This window comes from Proteus sp. G4380 (genome assembly GCF_963885725.1).
Lineage (GTDB): Bacteria > Pseudomonadota > Gammaproteobacteria > Enterobacterales > Enterobacteriaceae > Proteus > Proteus mirabilis.
In genome coordinates this window covers 25,312-41,539 of record NZ_CAWPAV010000067.1, presented here as the reverse complement: position 1 = coordinate 41,539, position 16,228 = coordinate 25,312, and the positions used below count along the sequence as shown (strand labels likewise).

The 16,228-nt window shown below is 40.4% G+C and carries 16 protein-coding genes; 5 read left to right on the top strand and 11 right to left on the bottom strand.

The features are described from left to right. The first annotated feature begins 186 nt into the window (after positions 1-186). Complete coding sequence (locus tag AACU98_RS05880) at positions 187-330, top strand: Hok/Gef family protein (protein ID WP_004247166.1); 144 nt, start codon at positions 187-189, stop codon at positions 328-330. 237 nt (positions 331-567) lie between these two features. Next, the gene (locus tag AACU98_RS05875) at positions 568-2,967 is read left to right on the top strand and encodes a membrane-bound PQQ-dependent dehydrogenase, glucose/quinate/shikimate family (protein ID WP_004250691.1); all 2,400 of its coding nucleotides are present in this window, start codon (positions 568-570) and stop codon (positions 2,965-2,967) included. A gap of 77 nt (positions 2,968-3,044) precedes the next feature. Here the strand turns inward: AACU98_RS05875 and alr are convergent, their stop codons facing one another. From alr to AACU98_RS05855, 4 genes are all read right to left on the bottom strand, one after another. Then, positions 3,045-4,268, bottom strand: a complete 1,224-nt coding sequence (gene alr / locus AACU98_RS05870) for an alanine racemase (protein ID WP_017827867.1) — start codon at positions 4,266-4,268, stop codon at positions 3,045-3,047. Between the two features lie 256 nt (positions 4,269-4,524). Continuing rightward, the gene (locus tag AACU98_RS05865) at positions 4,525-5,781 is read right to left on the bottom strand and encodes a PTS ascorbate transporter subunit IIC (RefSeq protein ID WP_004243721.1); all 1,257 of its coding nucleotides are present in this window, start codon (positions 5,779-5,781) and stop codon (positions 4,525-4,527) included. A 10-nt stretch (positions 5,782-5,791) separates the two neighbouring features. Further along, on the bottom strand, positions 5,792-6,079 hold the full coding sequence (locus AACU98_RS05860; RefSeq protein ID WP_012368108.1) for a PTS sugar transporter subunit IIB: 288 nt from the start codon (positions 6,077-6,079) through the stop codon (positions 5,792-5,794). Between the two features lie 29 nt (positions 6,080-6,108). Next, entirely contained in the window at positions 6,109-6,552 is a 444-nt protein-coding gene (locus AACU98_RS05855; protein ID WP_004243724.1) for a PTS sugar transporter subunit IIA, read from the bottom strand. Between the two features lie 226 nt (positions 6,553-6,778). Between AACU98_RS05855 and AACU98_RS05850 the strand changes: the two genes are divergently transcribed. Then, entirely contained in the window at positions 6,779-7,825 is a 1,047-nt protein-coding gene (locus AACU98_RS05850) for a LacI family DNA-binding transcriptional regulator (protein WP_004243725.1), read from the top strand. Here the strand turns inward: AACU98_RS05850 and yfcD are convergent. Next, entirely contained in the window at positions 7,822-8,364 is a 543-nt protein-coding gene (yfcD, locus tag AACU98_RS05845; protein WP_004243726.1) for an NUDIX hydrolase YfcD, read from the bottom strand. The two genes, AACU98_RS05850 and yfcD, sit on opposite strands and share 4 nt — an antisense overlap. Positions 8,365-8,560: 196 nt before the next feature. Here yfcD and AACU98_RS05840 point away from each other — a divergent pair, with 196 nt between their 5' ends. Together AACU98_RS05840 and AACU98_RS05835 are read left to right on the top strand one after the other, a co-directional pair. Then, complete coding sequence (locus tag AACU98_RS05840; RefSeq protein WP_004248396.1) at positions 8,561-9,175, top strand: glutathione binding-like protein; 615 nt, start codon at positions 8,561-8,563, stop codon at positions 9,173-9,175. A 64-nt stretch (positions 9,176-9,239) separates the two neighbouring features. Next, a complete protein-coding gene (locus AACU98_RS05835) occupies positions 9,240-10,145 on the top strand; it encodes a TIGR01777 family oxidoreductase (RefSeq protein ID WP_017627983.1) in 906 nt (301 codons plus the stop codon). 19 nt (positions 10,146-10,164) lie between these two features. Here AACU98_RS05835 and AACU98_RS05830 read toward each other — a convergent pair whose 3' ends face one another. From AACU98_RS05830 to accD, 6 genes are all read right to left on the bottom strand, one after another. Beyond that, positions 10,165-10,746, bottom strand: coding sequence for a UbiX family flavin prenyltransferase (locus AACU98_RS05830; RefSeq protein WP_004243729.1), 582 nt, complete (start codon positions 10,744-10,746; stop codon positions 10,165-10,167). Positions 10,747-10,867: 121 nt separating this feature from the next. Further along, positions 10,868-12,385 (bottom strand): amidophosphoribosyltransferase, encoded by a 1,518-nt coding sequence (purF, locus tag AACU98_RS05825; protein ID WP_004243730.1) that lies wholly within the window; start codon positions 12,383-12,385, stop codon positions 10,868-10,870. A gap of 30 nt (positions 12,386-12,415) precedes the next feature. After that, complete coding sequence (cvpA, locus tag AACU98_RS05820; RefSeq protein WP_004243731.1) at positions 12,416-12,907, bottom strand: colicin V production protein; 492 nt, start codon at positions 12,905-12,907, stop codon at positions 12,416-12,418. Positions 12,908-13,089: 182 nt separating this feature from the next. Next, entirely contained in the window at positions 13,090-13,728 is a 639-nt protein-coding gene (gene dedD, locus AACU98_RS05815) for a cell division protein DedD (protein ID WP_004243732.1), read from the bottom strand. After that, on the bottom strand, positions 13,718-15,016 hold the full coding sequence (gene folC / locus AACU98_RS05810) for a bifunctional tetrahydrofolate synthase/dihydrofolate synthase (RefSeq protein WP_161735682.1): 1,299 nt from the start codon (positions 15,014-15,016) through the stop codon (positions 13,718-13,720). Before folC ends, dedD begins: the two co-directional genes overlap by 11 nt. Then, a complete protein-coding gene (accD, locus tag AACU98_RS05805) occupies positions 15,009-15,971 on the bottom strand; it encodes an acetyl-CoA carboxylase, carboxyltransferase subunit beta (protein ID WP_004243734.1) in 963 nt (320 codons plus the stop codon). Before accD ends, folC begins: the two co-directional genes overlap by 8 nt. Positions 15,972-16,228 lie beyond the last annotated feature (257 nt).

Below are 16,228 nucleotides of genomic sequence, written 5' to 3'. Positions count from 1 at the left end.
CAAAATAAACAGAGACACACGGCTATTTTCTGTTAGTATACAGGCGGGTGCTTGGATCATTTTGGTTCAAGCATTTGCAAGGACCAAAAAGACGAAAGCCCCGAATTCTATTTACATAAAATTCGAGGCAGTCTCAAGTCCCAAACAACTTGATTCTGTCTCCTTTAACAAGGAGTGTCAAGAGAAATGACTAAGCTTGCCCTTATTGGGCTGATTACTGTATGTATTACAGTTTTGTGTTTTACTCTACTGAGACATGAAAGATTGTGCTCTTTTAATATCAGCAGCGGTAACACCCTAGTTCAAGCGAATTTATCTTGCGATAAATAGCTTTGTGGGGGAATTTTCCCCCACAATTTCTCGCCCAACGTTGTTGCGCCTTGTGTTCACAAGCACCCTACTTTAAATAATCATATCACTTACATTCAATACTAATGCTAGTGTTTTATATTAAAATTTCTCATAAATGCATATTAATGCAATGGTTGTTAGAGACAAATAGGTGAGCTAATAAATTATTGTCTATTCTATTTATAAGATGGTAAGAAAGAATAGGACGATAGCATTATGAAAATATCACATTTCTATCGATGGATAGTATTCATCATACTCACAATATTGGCTCTTTACTTTACTGTACTCGGAGGGTATTTAGTTTCATTAGCAGGATCGCCTTTTTATCTCTTTACCGGTGTCATGCTTCTTATTATTGCAGCTTGCTTTTTAAGTCGAAGGAAAAGCACCCTATTACTCTTTAACTTTCTATTTTTAATAACGATTGTCTGGAGTATCTGGGAGTCAGGATTTGATTTTTGGGCACTTGCCCCTCGCTTAGATATTATCTTTATTCTAGGCTTACTCCTTATTCCTTTCACACTCAATAATAATGTTTACACTTGTCGTACCAATAAAATTGGCTTATTCACACTATTAGCCACTACACTTATCATTATATTAGGTAGTTCACTAACCGATCCTCATGCCATTAATGGTCAATTTACACAACAACAACCCACCAACTCTATATCTCCTATCGGAGTAAATGATAATGACTGGCCCGCTTATGGCAGAACGCAAGCCGGAATACGCTATTCACCATTAACTCAAATCAACAGTGATAATGTTGATAAGTTAGTTGAGAAATGGACTTTTCATACCGGTGATGAAAAAAGAGCTAATGATGCCGTTGAGATAACCAACGAAGTTACGCCTATAAAAATTGAAGATAATCTCTTTCTATGTACACCTCACCAATATTTAATTAGCTTAGATCCCGCAACAGGTAAAGAGAAGTGGCGTTTTGATTCTAAATTGCAATATAACAAAAGCTTCCAGCATATGACTTGCCGAGGGGTTGCCTATTATAATCAAAATAATAGTGCCGAATTTGCCAAAAGCCTCGACGTTCGCCAACCAAGCATATCAGATGAATGTCCTGAAAAAGTCTTTCTTCCAGTCAATGATGGCCGCCTAATCGCAGTTAATGCGCAAACGGGTAATGCATGCCGTGATTTTGGTCAGAATGGAGAAATCAATCTGTTAGCTTCTATGCCTTATGCTTATTTGGGTGGATATAACCCAACATCTCCCCCAATCGTCACCGGTAATACTATTATCATTGGTGGCTCTGTTACTGATAACTTATCAACTCAAGAGCCTTCTGGTGTGATCCGTGGCTATGATGTTAATAGCGGAAAATTAATATGGGTATTTGATACTGGCGCAGAAGATCCCAATGCGATGCCAGGTAAAGAGACTCAATTTGTTCATAACTCCCCTAATGCATGGGCGCCTTTAGCTTATGATGCACAAACGGATGTGGTCTATATTCCGACAGGAGTAGGTACACCCGATATTTGGGGAGGCGATCGTCATCCATTAAAAGAGCGTTACGCTAATTCAGTTTTAGCACTAAAAGGGTCGACAGGCGAGCTATTGTGGCATTTCCAAACCACCCATCATGATTTATGGGATATGGATGTTCCTTCGCAACCATCACTGGTTGATATCAAAACTGATAAAAATGAAACAATACCTGCCATTTATATCGTCACGAAAACAGGGAATGTGTTTGTTCTTGATAGAAGAGACGGTACACCTATTGTTCCCGTAACAGAAAAACCGGTCCCTACTAGTGTCAAATATGGTCCACAAACACAAGGTGAGCATTACTCACCCACTCAGCCTTTTTCAGCACTTAATTTAGCACCAAAAAATAAGTTGCAAGGTTCAGATATGTGGGGTGGCACAATGGCAGACCAGCTGTTATGTCGTATCGCTTTCCATCAGTTAAATTATGAGGGAATTTATACACCGCCATCAGAAAACGGTACGCTTGTTTTTCCTGGTAACCTCGGTATTTTTGAATGGGGCGGTATTTCTGTTAATCAAGATAGACAAGTCGCGGTAATGAACTTTATTACCTTGCCTTTTATCTCAAAACTTTATTTAAAAGATCCTCAAGACAGTCAAGCAATTGACGCAGGCCACGGAGAGCAAGGTTTACAACCCATGACGGGAACACCTTATAGTGTTGATATTCATCCATTCTTATCACCACTAGGATTACCTTGTAAACAACCCCCTTGGGGATTTGTTGCTGGTGTTGATTTAACAAAAAATGAGCTTGTTTGGCAACAACGATTTGGCACCATTAGGGATAGTTTGCCTAATTTAGTGGAATTACCACCATTAAAAATTGGTGTTCCTGGGCTAGGAGGCGCTATCTCAACCGCAGGTAATGTGATGTTTGTTGCTGCTTCTCAGGATAATTATATTCGAGCATTTAATGTGACGAATGGCAAAATGTTATGGGAAGCACGATTACCCGCAGGTGGACAAGCAACGCCAATGACCTACTCTATTGGAGGCAAGCAATATGTGGTCATTATGGCCGGCGGACATGGTTCATTTGGTACTAAAATGGGCGATAGCTTAGTGGCCTATGGGTTACCTGATAATTTATAGCTTTAAGTTATCAACAATATCAGGCGATTGTTATTTTCAATCGCCTTTTTATTATTTGCTAACACTCACAACCTAGCTTAATCAACTAATACCCGTTGATTGGTTGCTCCCCATAAAATTGACATTTCGGTAAACAATGCACCACTGATATCTTCAATTTCTTCTGCGGTAATTTCGCTATTACCTTGTTTGCCAAAAAATACAACTTCATCACCTGGTTTGATATTGTTAAGACTGGTAATATCAACCATAACGGTATTCATTGATGTTTTTCCTAAAACAGGTACGCGTTGCCCAGCAATTAACGCATGCCCCGCATTACTAAAAACGCGACGGTAACCATCTGCATAACCTACAGGAATATTGGCTAGTACTGAGTCACGTTTTAATGTGTAAGTACGATCATAGCCAACCGTATTACCTTTAGGATAATAATTGATTGAAGCAATGTTGGATTTAAAGGTCATCACACGTTTATAGTCTGTACTCGCAATGGTATCACCATAAAAAATACCTCCCACACGTACCATATCCAGCCATGACTCAGGCACGGTAATTGTCGCAAAGGTATTTGCCATATGTAATGTGACATTGTTACGCTCTAATCCCATCACCTCTAACACTTGCTGAGATTGTTGCTTAAAACGAGCCAGATCTTCCCTTACTTTATTAGCATCTTCTTCGGGATAATGAGACATAATACCAACCACTTTTAGGTTAGCTAATTGAGAAATTTGTTTTGCTTTTTCAAGCCCAGATTTATTATCGACCTCTAAACCATTACGAGACATGCCACCTGAATTTAATGCTAAATGAATAGGAATGACTTTATTTTGTTGCTTGGCAATAGCATCTAATCTTTTTGCCATATCAAGATCACCAATTAACTCTTCTACGTTATAGTTGGTTGCCTGTGCCATTTCTTGTTCTGTCGCATTACGTACTCGCATTAAACGGCCTTTAAATCCTAAATCACGTACTTCTTTTAATTCTTGGTTATTTGTTACACCAATACATTGCACATTATTTTCTATCATAATTGGGGCAACTAACGATAAATCATGCCCATAAGCATCTCCTTTTAACACTGCACAAAGAGAGGATTGCTTACCTAATAATGATTGGACTTTTTTTACATTAAAGTCGAGTGCACTTCGTGAAATTTCAATCCATGAATTATTGACAATAGCAGGCTGAACTTGAGCCACTTGAGTTGCTGGTGGATTATAATTTACAGGCTGTTGGCAAGCAGTAATAACGAAAAGTGGTAATAACGCAAGATATCGAATAGCTAAAGACATCTTCTTTCTTCCTTAGTGATTATGATGTTAAACCTATTTTTATAATTAATTAGGCACAAAAATATACACATAGTGAATATTCACTTAGGATAATAGCATTATTATTCAGATAATAAATATAAAAATTCATCTCTGCATAAATGCCAATAAGAGAGAGGATTTAAATACACTATTTCTACCAAAAAAATGCCCGACGGGTTAAAAAGTCGGGCATTTATTAAAATTCCACTAATAAGTAATATCAACGTCGGTAGTATTAACGAACAATAATCCCTAATAGAATACCAATCACACCGAAGTCTGCATCACTAAATGTGGTATTGGCGATACCAATATCACCAAGTACAGGTAATAAAAATACGGGTAAGAAAGTAATCAATAAACCTTGAGCAAAAGCACCTAAAATAGCACCTCGGCGTCCCCCTGTGGCGTTACCAAATACGCCTGCAGTTGCCCCCACAAAGAAATGAGGTACCACCCCAGGTATAATCACAGTCCAATCTAAAGCATAAAGAATAAACATGCCAATGACACCCGCTGCAAAACTACTCAGAAAACCGACTAAAACGGCATTAGGTGCATAAGGAAATACCACGGGACAATCAAGCGCAGGTTTTGCATTGGGAACTAACTTATCAGAAATGCCTTTAAATGCAGGAACAATCTCTGCAATCACCATACGTACACCTTGTAGGATAATATAAACACCTGCCGCAAAGGTGATGGATTGCATTAAGGAGAACATAAACCAGTTTTTACCACCACTAACTTCACGAACAAAAGTGTCACCGGCAAATAAACACGTAATAATAAAAATTATGCCCATGGTGAAAGCGATCGCAACTGGCGTATCACGCAAAAAGAGTAAACTCTTAGGTACATTCATCTCTTCCGTTGAATGCGCTTTGTTGCCAAATTTACTACCAATAAAACCAGATACAACATAGGAGATAGTAGAGAAATGGCCTAATGCGACATCATCAGAGCCGGTGATCTTTTTCATATAAGGATGTGCAATGGCTGGGAAAAATACCATTGATACCCCAACAACTAATGAACCTACTGCAACTAATACCGCCCCTTCTAAACCCGCTGTTGCCAAAATCACCGCGACCATCATCGACATAAATAAAGTGTGGTGACCCGTTAAGAAAATATATTTCCACGGTGTTAAGCGTGCAATTAATATATTGATTAACATGGCAAAGAACATAATCAGTGCCATCTCTTTACCAAAGCTTTTTTGTGCAATAGAGACAATGGCTTCGTTATTAGGTACAACACCTTGAATGCCAAATGCATGTTGGAAAATCGTTGAGAAATCACCAAGCGAGTTAATGACTAAACCTGCCCCTGCACCTAAAATAACAAAACCCATAATGGTTTTAACGGTGCCCTTAATACATTCTGTCGCAGGTTTTTTCTGAGCAATTAAACCAATCAATGCGATTAAACCCACCAATATAGCAGGCTCTGAAAGCACATCGCTCATTAGAAAGCGGAAAAAGTCCATACTAGGCTCCTTATAGCGCGCCTAATTCACGTAATGCGGTCGAAAGTTTCTCTTTCATCGCGACTTTATCAATCATATTATCTAAAGAAACAATTTTGCCATTAACCGCTTGAGCATTAAGTTGTTCCGCAATATCACGAGTTCCCACATAAATATCACTCGGTGTCCCTTTTGCCGAACCTAAATCGACATGATCAACATCAGCATTGACGGCCAGATCTTTTAAAATACTTTTGATGCTCATTTCCATCATTAAGCTACTGCCTAAACCATTTCCACATACAACGGTAATTTTCATCATATTCCCCTTGGTTATTTAAAATTGAATTAATAGTGATTAATAACAGCCAATACTTCTGCCTTACTTTTTGCTTGCAACAAAGTGTCTATATCATCTTGGTTATCAAAAAGTTCAGCTAATTTCACAATGGCATTAATATGGCTATCGTTATCTGTTGCCGCTAAAACAATTAAAAGTTTCACCGGATCATTTTCATCAGCACCAAATTCCACCCCTTTTTCGATGATAGTTAATGCTAAAGAGAGCTGATTAACCCCTTCTTCAGGACGTGCATGAGGCATAGCAATACCTGGCCCTAATACATAATAAGGGCCTATTTGCTCGTGTGATTTATAAATCGCATCAACATAACGAGGCTCAATACAACCTTTGTCAATTAATGGCTGACAGGCGATTTTAATTGCTTCACGCCAATCTTTGACTTGTGGGATCACTTGTACCACATCCGGTGTTAATAATGTTTTAAGCATATTTATAACCTCAGTAAGGTGCTTTTTTGATCTCTGTATTAAGGATAATAATCACTAATGGTAGCGCTATCTAGATAGATTATGTGTAATTGTGATAGCGCTATCATTTTGATGAAATGTTAATTGCGAACAAGTGCAACAATTGACACTGTATTGTTTCTGCAGAGTGGGAAAATTTCAGGTAGGATCTGCGAATTAAAAATAAAGCCGAATAAATCTGATCACGATGATAAAAACACGTAAACGCCGAAATACAGGTCGCGTCACTTTACAAGAAGTTGCTAAACATGCCGGAGTCGGTTCAATGACCGTATCTCGCGCATTGCGTACGCCTGAATTAGTGTCGGATAAATTAAGAGAAAAAGTTAACCAAGCAGTGGCAGAGTTGGGATATATCCCCAATGCCTCAGCAGGGGCCTTAGCTTCCGCTCAAAGCCATATTATTGCTGTACTACTGCCCTCTTTTACTGATAAAGCCAGTGCTGATTTTATGCAATCATTGCAGCAGATCCTCAGCCGTCATCATTATCAAATATTAGTGGGATGTTATGAATATCAGCTCCATAAAGCAACTGATGTGATTAATATGCTATTACAGAGTAACCCTGCCGCATTAGTTGCCTTTGGCTCCCAATTAAGTGATGTACAGTTCTTACATATCAGTAATGCCAATGTGCCTGTTGTCAGTGTCGCGAGTCAATCTAATGAGCAATCTGCAATAAGTATTGATTGCGGTTATGAAAAAGCGGCATTTGATTTAACCCATTATTTAATTCAGCAAGGTAAACGTTGTGTCGGCTATGTTGGTGCGCTACAAGGACAACGTTTACACCACCAGCAAATTACCGGCTGGTCGCGTGCTTTATTAAAAAATTATTTAAATGCTGAGCAAAGTGTTACTACGCCCGACCCCGCTTCTATGGCATATGGTCGACAAGCATTAACAGAGATTTTATTACGTCAGCCCGAACTAGATGCCGTTATTTGTAGCCATGAGAGTATTGCTTTGGGAATGATGTTTGAGTGCCAACGAAGATTAATTAAAATTCCCCAAGATCTCGCTATCGCCTGCTTAGAAGGCTCTGAAAATAGCGCCCAAATAGCACCTTCCCTGACATCTATACATTTTAATTACCATAAAATAGGTAAAGAGGCAGGTAAGCACCTAATTGCACTATTGCAACATTTACGTGATGAGGTTGATAACGCTATGTTTGAAAATACCGTTATCAACTATGCTTATCGTTTAGAACTCGGACAAAGTACCCCTTAGTCAGTGGTTTCTTTTGTGTCCAAGCGAGTACTATTATTTCGCGTTAACCATAGAGAGAGTGCTTTAAGTGAATCAGGGGTAAATTCATCACAACGTTCCGTGATTTCTAAGGGAGTAAGCCAGCATACTTCCTCGATTTCTTCTGGCTGTAATGCAAATGGCCCATGTGATACACAACTAAATAAGCTTCCCCAAACGCGGCAACTCTCATCGTCATAATAGAATTGTCCATGTTCGGCAAAAGGAACCCCGGCAATACCTAGCTCTTCTTCTGCTTCACGACGTGCACTTTCGAGTGCATTTTCACCTTGTTGTACTACACCACCCGCGGTTGCATCTAACCAACCTGGATAGAAATCTTTTGTTTCAGTACGGCGTTGTGCCAAAATTTTTCCCATGCCATCGTGCACGACAATATAAGTTGCTCGGTGACGTAGGTTTTCTGCTCGCATTTGTTGACGTGTTGCTTGTGCAACAACTTCATTTTTTTCATCAACAATATCAACCCACTCGACCACTGCCGTATTTTCTTGTTCCATCCTCAACAAACCTTTTTTAATCGATGCTAAACGATCGTAATTTTTATCCTGAATATACCAAAATCACCATATTTCACCACTATAATAATCATAGGTAATTTGCTTTATTCATCTTGCGATTTTTTGCTTTTTATGATGTTACTAGGCAGACTGTAAAATATACGCTATTGAATATCACCTTATTGCGGAGGTTTTTATGATCGATCTTTATTATGCAAACACCCCGAATGGCCAAAAAATTACGCTTTTCCTCGAAGAAGTCGCCATGCCTTATACTTTGCATCATGTTGATATTGGCAAAGGTGATCAATTTAAACCCGAATTTTTAGCTATTTCACCCAATAATAAAATTCCTGCTATTGTCGATAATGCTCCCGCTGACGGTGGTGAGCCACTCTCTATTTTTGAATCAGGTGCTATTCTTATCTATTTAGCAGAAAAAAGTGGCAGATTACTTAGCCATGATCTGCGAGAAAAAATGACCCAACTGCAGTGGCTATTTTGGCAAGTGGGGGGATTTGGTCCTATGCTTGGACAAAATCATCACTTTACGCGTTACGCCCCTGAAAAAGTACCTTACGCAATCAATCGTTATACAAAAGAGACCGAGCGTTTATATCAGGTGTTAGAGAGCCGACTCGCTCAATCTCCTTATCTTGGTGGAAACGATTATAGCATTGCTGATATAGCCACCTATACTTGGGCTCGTTACCATGACACACACCATATTGATCTAGCAGATTATCCTGCGGTAGAAAAATGGCTAAATACAATAAGCCAACGTCCAGCAGCCAAAAAACTGTTTGGTTAGTGACTAATCTCACCTATCAGGATGATACAACCTTAATTAGGATAGAGTAATCAGGAGGATGGTGATGAATATACTTATCACAGGTGGAACCGGATTAATTGGCAGAGCACTTATCTGCCAACTCGCATTAGATAAACATAATATTACCGTACTTTCCCGTTCGCCACAGAAAGTCTACTCTCATTTCTGTAATGAAATGGCGTGTTGGACTCATTTAGATGATAAAGAAAACTTAAACCAATTTGATGCAGTGATTAATCTTGCTGGAGAACCAATTGCAGACAAACGCTGGACACCGGAGCAAAAACAAACGTTAGTTAATAGTCGATGCAAATTAACCCAAAAGCTGGTGGATTTAATAAAAGCCAGCGACTCTCCCCCTAGTGTTTTAATTTCTGGCTCTGCAGTGGGTTTTTATGGTGATCAAGGTGAAAATAATGTCACTGAAGAGACGCCACCTAAGGATGAATTTACTCATCAACTCTGTGCCAAATGGGAAAATATTGCACTCGATGCACAAACGCCATTAACACGGGTGTGTTTGCTACGTACTGGTATTGTACTCTCTACAAAAGGAGGGGCATTACCTAAAATGAGCCCGCCTTTTAAATTAGGTTTAGGGGGAAAATTAGGTAATGGTAAGCAATATATGCCATGGATACATATTGATGATATGGTCAATGCCATCGTATTTTTACTTAATAATAACAATACCCAAGGCGCCTTTAATCTGACAGCCCCTCATCCAGTACAAAATAAAGCATTTACCACGACTTTAGCTCACGTACTGAAACGCCCTGCATTTATGACGATTCCTGCCACAATATTAAAATTAATGATGGGAGAAAGTGCCACATTAGTTTTAGGTGGGCAACAAGCGTTTCCTAAGAAACTGCTCGATGCAGGATTCAGCTTTCGTTACCCACAACTGGAAGGCGCTTTAGAAGATATTATTCGCCATAAAAAATAGTCACTCGTCACACAGGGGATCAACGGGCAGGTTTATCCCCTTGCCAACGCTGAAAAAGATCATCCGGCAAGTCAATGTCAAATTGATCAAGCACTCGATTTACTGTCTGATTAACAATGTCATCGATCGTTTTAGGCTGAAAATAAAATGCAGGTACTGGTGGCATAATGATGGCACCAAGCTCAGCAGCTTGAGTCATTAAACGTAAGTGCCCTAAATGTAACGGTGTTTCGCGTACACATAGCACTAATTTACGTCCTTCTTTTAACACGACATCAGCGGCACGTGTCACTAACGTATCAGTATAGCTATGTACAATACCGGAGAGGCTTTTAATCGAACAAGGTAAAATAACCATACCATTGACCCGAAACGAGCCTGAAGAGATAGTCGCCCCTATATCTCGATCGTCATAAATAATATCAGCTAAAGCATGAATATCTTTGAGAGAATAATCCGTTTCTAATGAAATGGTACGACGCGCCGCTTGACTGATCACCAAGTGAGTTTCTACGGTTGGCACGGATTTAAGTATTTCTAATAAACGAATACCATAAATTGCGCCACTGGCACCTGTTAGCCCGACAATCAGCTTTTTCATTATAATCCTCAGAATATATATCTTTGTTAATCATTATGATGATTAACCCTCAAAAAACAAGCGCCGATGTAGTGTTACGCTAGCATCGACGCTTGATAAAGGTGGCTATTTTAACGGAAAATTAGCCTTCGTTATAGATTTCTAAGTTCTCAGCTTCATGTTGATCACGAATTTTATGTTCATCATCACGACGTAAATTTTCAAGGTAATCTAAATAGCCTTGATCAATATCTTTTGTGATATAGACACCATCAAATACAGAGCATTCGAATTGGTTGATATCTGGATTTTCTTCTTGAACAGCGGCAATTAAATCAGAGAGATCTTGAAAAATAAGTCCATCAGCACCAATCAGTTTACGTATTTCATCCACTTCACGCCCATGAGCAATTAATTCATTGGCATTAGGCATATCAATACCATAAACATTAGGGAAACGCACTTCTGGAGCGGCTGAGGCAAAATAAACTTTTTTAGCCCCCGCTTCTCTCGCTAACTCAACAATTTGCTCTGATGTTGTGCCACGTACGATGGAGTCATCGATAAGTAACACGTTTTTATCGCGAAATTCTGCACGGTTGGCATTTAGTTTACGACGTACTGATTTGCGACGCTCTTGCTGGCCGGGCATAATAAAAGTACGTCCAACATAACGATTCTTCACAAAACCTTGTCGATAAGGTTTATTTAAGATGTGGGCAATTTCTAATGCAATATCACAAGAAGTTTCAGGAATAGGGATCACCACATCTATTTGTAAATCTTCCCACTCTTTAGCAATTTTAGCGCCGAGCTTTTGCCCCATACGTAGACGGGCGTTATATACGGAAATTTTATCAATAAAAGAGTCTGGACGCGCAAAATAAACATACTCAAATAGACAAGGCACTAATTGCGGATTTTCAGCACATTGACGAGTAAACAGTTGTCCTTGCTCTGTGATATAAACAGCCTCACCAGGTGCTACATCACGCAAGAATTCAAATCCTAGTGTATCTAGAGCGACACTTTCAGACGCAACCATATACTCACTGCGTCCATCTTCTAAAGTACGTTTGCCTAACACTAAAGGACGAATGCCATAAGGATCACGAAAAGCTAATAAGCCGTGGCCGATGATCAAAGCAACGCAAGCATAAGCGCCACGTAATTTTTTATGCATAGCCGCAACAGCGGTAAAAATATTATCTGGCTCTAGCGGAAAATGATCGAAGCGATCTAATTCATACGCTAGCACATTGAGTAAAATTTCGGAGTCTGAGGTGGTATTGATATGTCGACGAGCAGTTTCAAATAATTGACGACGCAACAAATGCGCATTAGTTAAATTACCATTATGTGCAAGTGTGATCCCAAAAGGTGAGTTAACATAAAAAGGTTGCGCTTCTGATGCACTCGAACTGCCCGCGGTTGGATAACGTACATGTCCTATTCCGATAGTTCCTTTTAAACGCAACATATGACGCGTTTCAAAGACATCTTTCACCAGCCCATTTGCTTTGCGTAGACGAAAACCGTTATTCTCATCAATTGTTGCAATGCCTGCTGCATCTTGACCTCGGTGTTGTAACACCGTTAACGCATCATAAATCGATTGGTTTACTGGATTAACTCCAGCGATACCGACAATACCGCACATGAAAAGATCCTCATCAGCCAGACGGAGAGGTTACATTTTCTCCGACACGAAACTTGACGCATTTTGTAGGTAGTCAAAAAACCACCTAATAATATGGTTGAATTGAGGAATAAGCTCAGAACGTTGCCAATCGGCACTGTCTGCCATAGGAGTAAAAGCACCCAAGACAAAAAGTAACGCTGATACAATCAGCACACCTCTTAAAGCCCCGAAACAGATCCCCAACACACGATCTGTACCTGATAACCCTGTGCGTTGAACAAGAGAGCTAATCACATAATTAATCACCGCACCGACAATTAGCGTTGCAATAAACAGTGTGACAATCGCAATCCCGTTACGAACCAGCTCATCTTCAAACCGAGTAAAATAGACGGCTAGATAAGGATAAAACTGACTTGCAACAAAAAAACCACAACCCCAGGTGATAAGTGATAATGCTTCACGAACAAAGCCACGGATCAGGCTAACTAATGCAGAAAAACCGATAATGGCAATAATGGCGTAATCTATCCAGACCATAAATCTCTATCCAATAACGATGCCCCGCATTAATACGGTAGCATTCTAACAGAAAACGAAAACGTTTGCGTAACGCTAATTTTCGATAATTTTAAAATAATTTACGGCGACATGAAAAATCATAATCGCCGCAATAAGTTAACACCTTGTTACTTCACTCATCTGATGTCTCATCAACATAGTTATGGTTTATAGGCTCTTACTTCACCTTGCAGGCCTGTTAGCTCTTTAAGGCGAGGTAACATCGCCTGTAACTCTGCTTTTGAGGCATTAGGCCCAATATAGATACGTGTCACTTTTCCTGAAACAGGGCGAGCAGGCACGGTATATACTGGATAACCGGAGAGGTGCATTTTTGCAATAATTTCTTCAACCTTCGCCGCATTTTTCAAGGCACCTAACTGCACAACCCAAGCCTCACCTTTCGGCGCGGTTGTTTCTGATACCGCCGGTGGCGGAGTAGTTGGTGGCTCTACAGGCGGATTAACCACTTTAGGTGGCTCAACAACCGGTGTTGATGGTGCTACTTGAGGCTCCGATACTTCAGGAGTAGAAACTTGAGGCTGTTCAACCCCCGTTACCGCTTCAGAGATCATCGCCTCAGAAGCACCCTCTGATGGCGTTGACGGTGTCGTGGTTTGCTCAATCGGCGCTATTGATTCAATATCTTGCTCATCACCGGGTTTGGGGACTAAAGGAATAGAGGCAAATTGGTCTTCGTTATATTTCTTATCGCCGTCAAATAATGTAGGAAGAAAAATAACCCCTACCGCCACAAGAACAACGGCTCCGACTAAGCGATTTTGAAATTTACTTGCCACTCGCACTCTCCTTTTCCAATAGTTCCATTACATGAGCAACGGTATGGAATGATCCACATACAACCACAATATCATTTTTTTGCGCCTCAGATATTGCTTGTTGCCATGCTTGCTCGACACTATCAAATACTGCCGGATAGTCGAGGTGCTGAGCTAATACCTGAGCTGAAGCACCACGAAACTCATTCAATGGTGCAACATACCACTGATCGGCTTGAGGGGATAAACACGCTAATGTACCCGCAATATCTTTATCACCCAGCATACCAACAACAATGCGCACTTTGGTATCAGAATAACGCGGTAATTGCGCCAGTTTTTCGGCTAAATATCCAGCAGCATGCGGATTATGAGCAACATCAAAAATAACTAATGGATGCTGCGAAATTATCTGAAAACGTCCCGGCAACTGAGCTTTACTCATTCCCTCAACAATACTTTGATGGGTGATCCCTTGGCTCACTTTATCGTCGCTTTTCAATAAGCAGCGTATCACTGCCATTGCCGTACCTGCGTTGGCTAAGGGAATATTGGGGATGGGAAGTTTTTCAAACTGCTTATCTGCACTACGCCAATGCCAGTGATCACCATCAATAGAAAATGACCAGTCAACACCACGACGAAATAATTTAGCCTGTTTCTGCTGCGCGACTTGTACAATAGAAAGTGGCATATCTGGCTCGCCTACAACAGCATAGTGATTTTTACGGAAGATACCGGCTTTTTCATGACCAATATGCTCTCTATCAGCCCCTAACCAATCGGTATGATCAAGGGCAATACTGGTGATAGCTGCAATATCGGCATCAACAATATTGGTTGCGTCTAAACGCCCCCCTAACCCAACTTCAAGAATAACCACATCAAGTTGAGCTTGTTGAAATAGTTTCAATGCGGCGAGTGTGCCGTATTCAAAAAAAGTCAGCGAAATATCGCCTCTGGTTTGCTCTATTTCAGCAAATACTTGACAAAAATCAGCTGGTGAAAGCTCTTTACCTTGAATGCGAACACGCTCGGTATAACGGACAAGATGAGGTGAACTATAAACCCCCACTTTCAATCCTGAAGCCATCAAAATTGACTCGAGCATATGGCAAGTGGTTCCTTTACCATTAGTACCCGATACAGTGATAACTTTAGGGGCAGGACGTAATACATTCAGTAATTGACCTACCTTGCCCACGCGCTCAAGTCCCATATCAATAGCACTTGAGTGTAAGTGTTCAAGATAAGAAAGCCACACCGACAAAGGCGATGTGGCTTGAGGAGCAGTTATGATATTAGACATCTTCTTTTTTATTCGTTTCGATGTTAATTTCTGGCTCATTGTCAGAAGATTCGATGTCATCAGCGATCATTTCTTCGCCTAGCAGTTCATCTTCGTCTTTCGCTAAATCATACTGAGTCAGCTTAGCCAGTAATTCAGCTAGCTCATCACGCATTTCAGGACGGCGAACTATCATATCTATCGCCCCTTTTTCTAGCAGGAATTCACTACGTTGGAAACCCGCGGGTAATTTCTCACGTACAGTTTGTTCAATAACACGTGGACCAGCAAAACCAATCAAGGCTTTCGGCTCAGCAACATTAATATCGCCTAACATTGCTAAACTTGCAGAAACCCCACCCATAGTAGGATCGGTCATCACTGAGATATAAGGTAAACCACGCTCTTGCATTTTAGCTAATGCGGCACTGGTTTTTGCCATTTGCATTAATGACATCAATGCTTCTTGCATACGTGCACCACCACTTGCAGAGAAGCAAATCAGTGGACAATTATCTTCTAATGCTTGTTCAACCGCACGAACAAAACGCGCACCCACAACAGACGCCATAGAGCCGCCCATAAATGCAAATTCAAAAGATGCGGCCACAACAGGCATTTCTTTTAACGTACCTTTCATCACCACTAGGGCATCTTTTTCATGGGTTTGTTTCTGAGCCGCAGCAATTCTGTCTTTATATTTTTTAGAGTCGCGGAATTTCAGAATATCTTTAGGCTCTAACTCACTGCCCAGCTCAGTCGTGCTTCCTGTATCAAGAAAAGTTTCTAAGCGACGGCGTGCTGAAATACGCATGTGATGATCACATTTGGGGCACACTTCTAAATTACGCTCTAATTCTGCGCGGTAAAGTACTTGCCCACAGCTATCACATTTTGTCCAAACCCCTTCTGGGATATTGGCTTTACGTGAACTCGTGATATTGCTTTTATTAAGAATTTTTTCAATCCAGCTCATTAACGGACCTTTTCGTCTGAATCTGACCTTCGCCAGTTTATACTCGTCATATTTTAAGTTGCAGCATGTTGACTGCGTTTAATTGCACAAGTCACCTACTTTGTCGGTGTGCTTTTCGTGCTGCATTCACTTATCGCCTAGCTACAACCCTAATTATTTAGAGCAGATTATTGTGAACATGTTAACTCACAATATACTGGCTATGTGGTTAGCAAAGTTTATGATGATACCGCTTACTGAATTTCAGCGCATCTCTT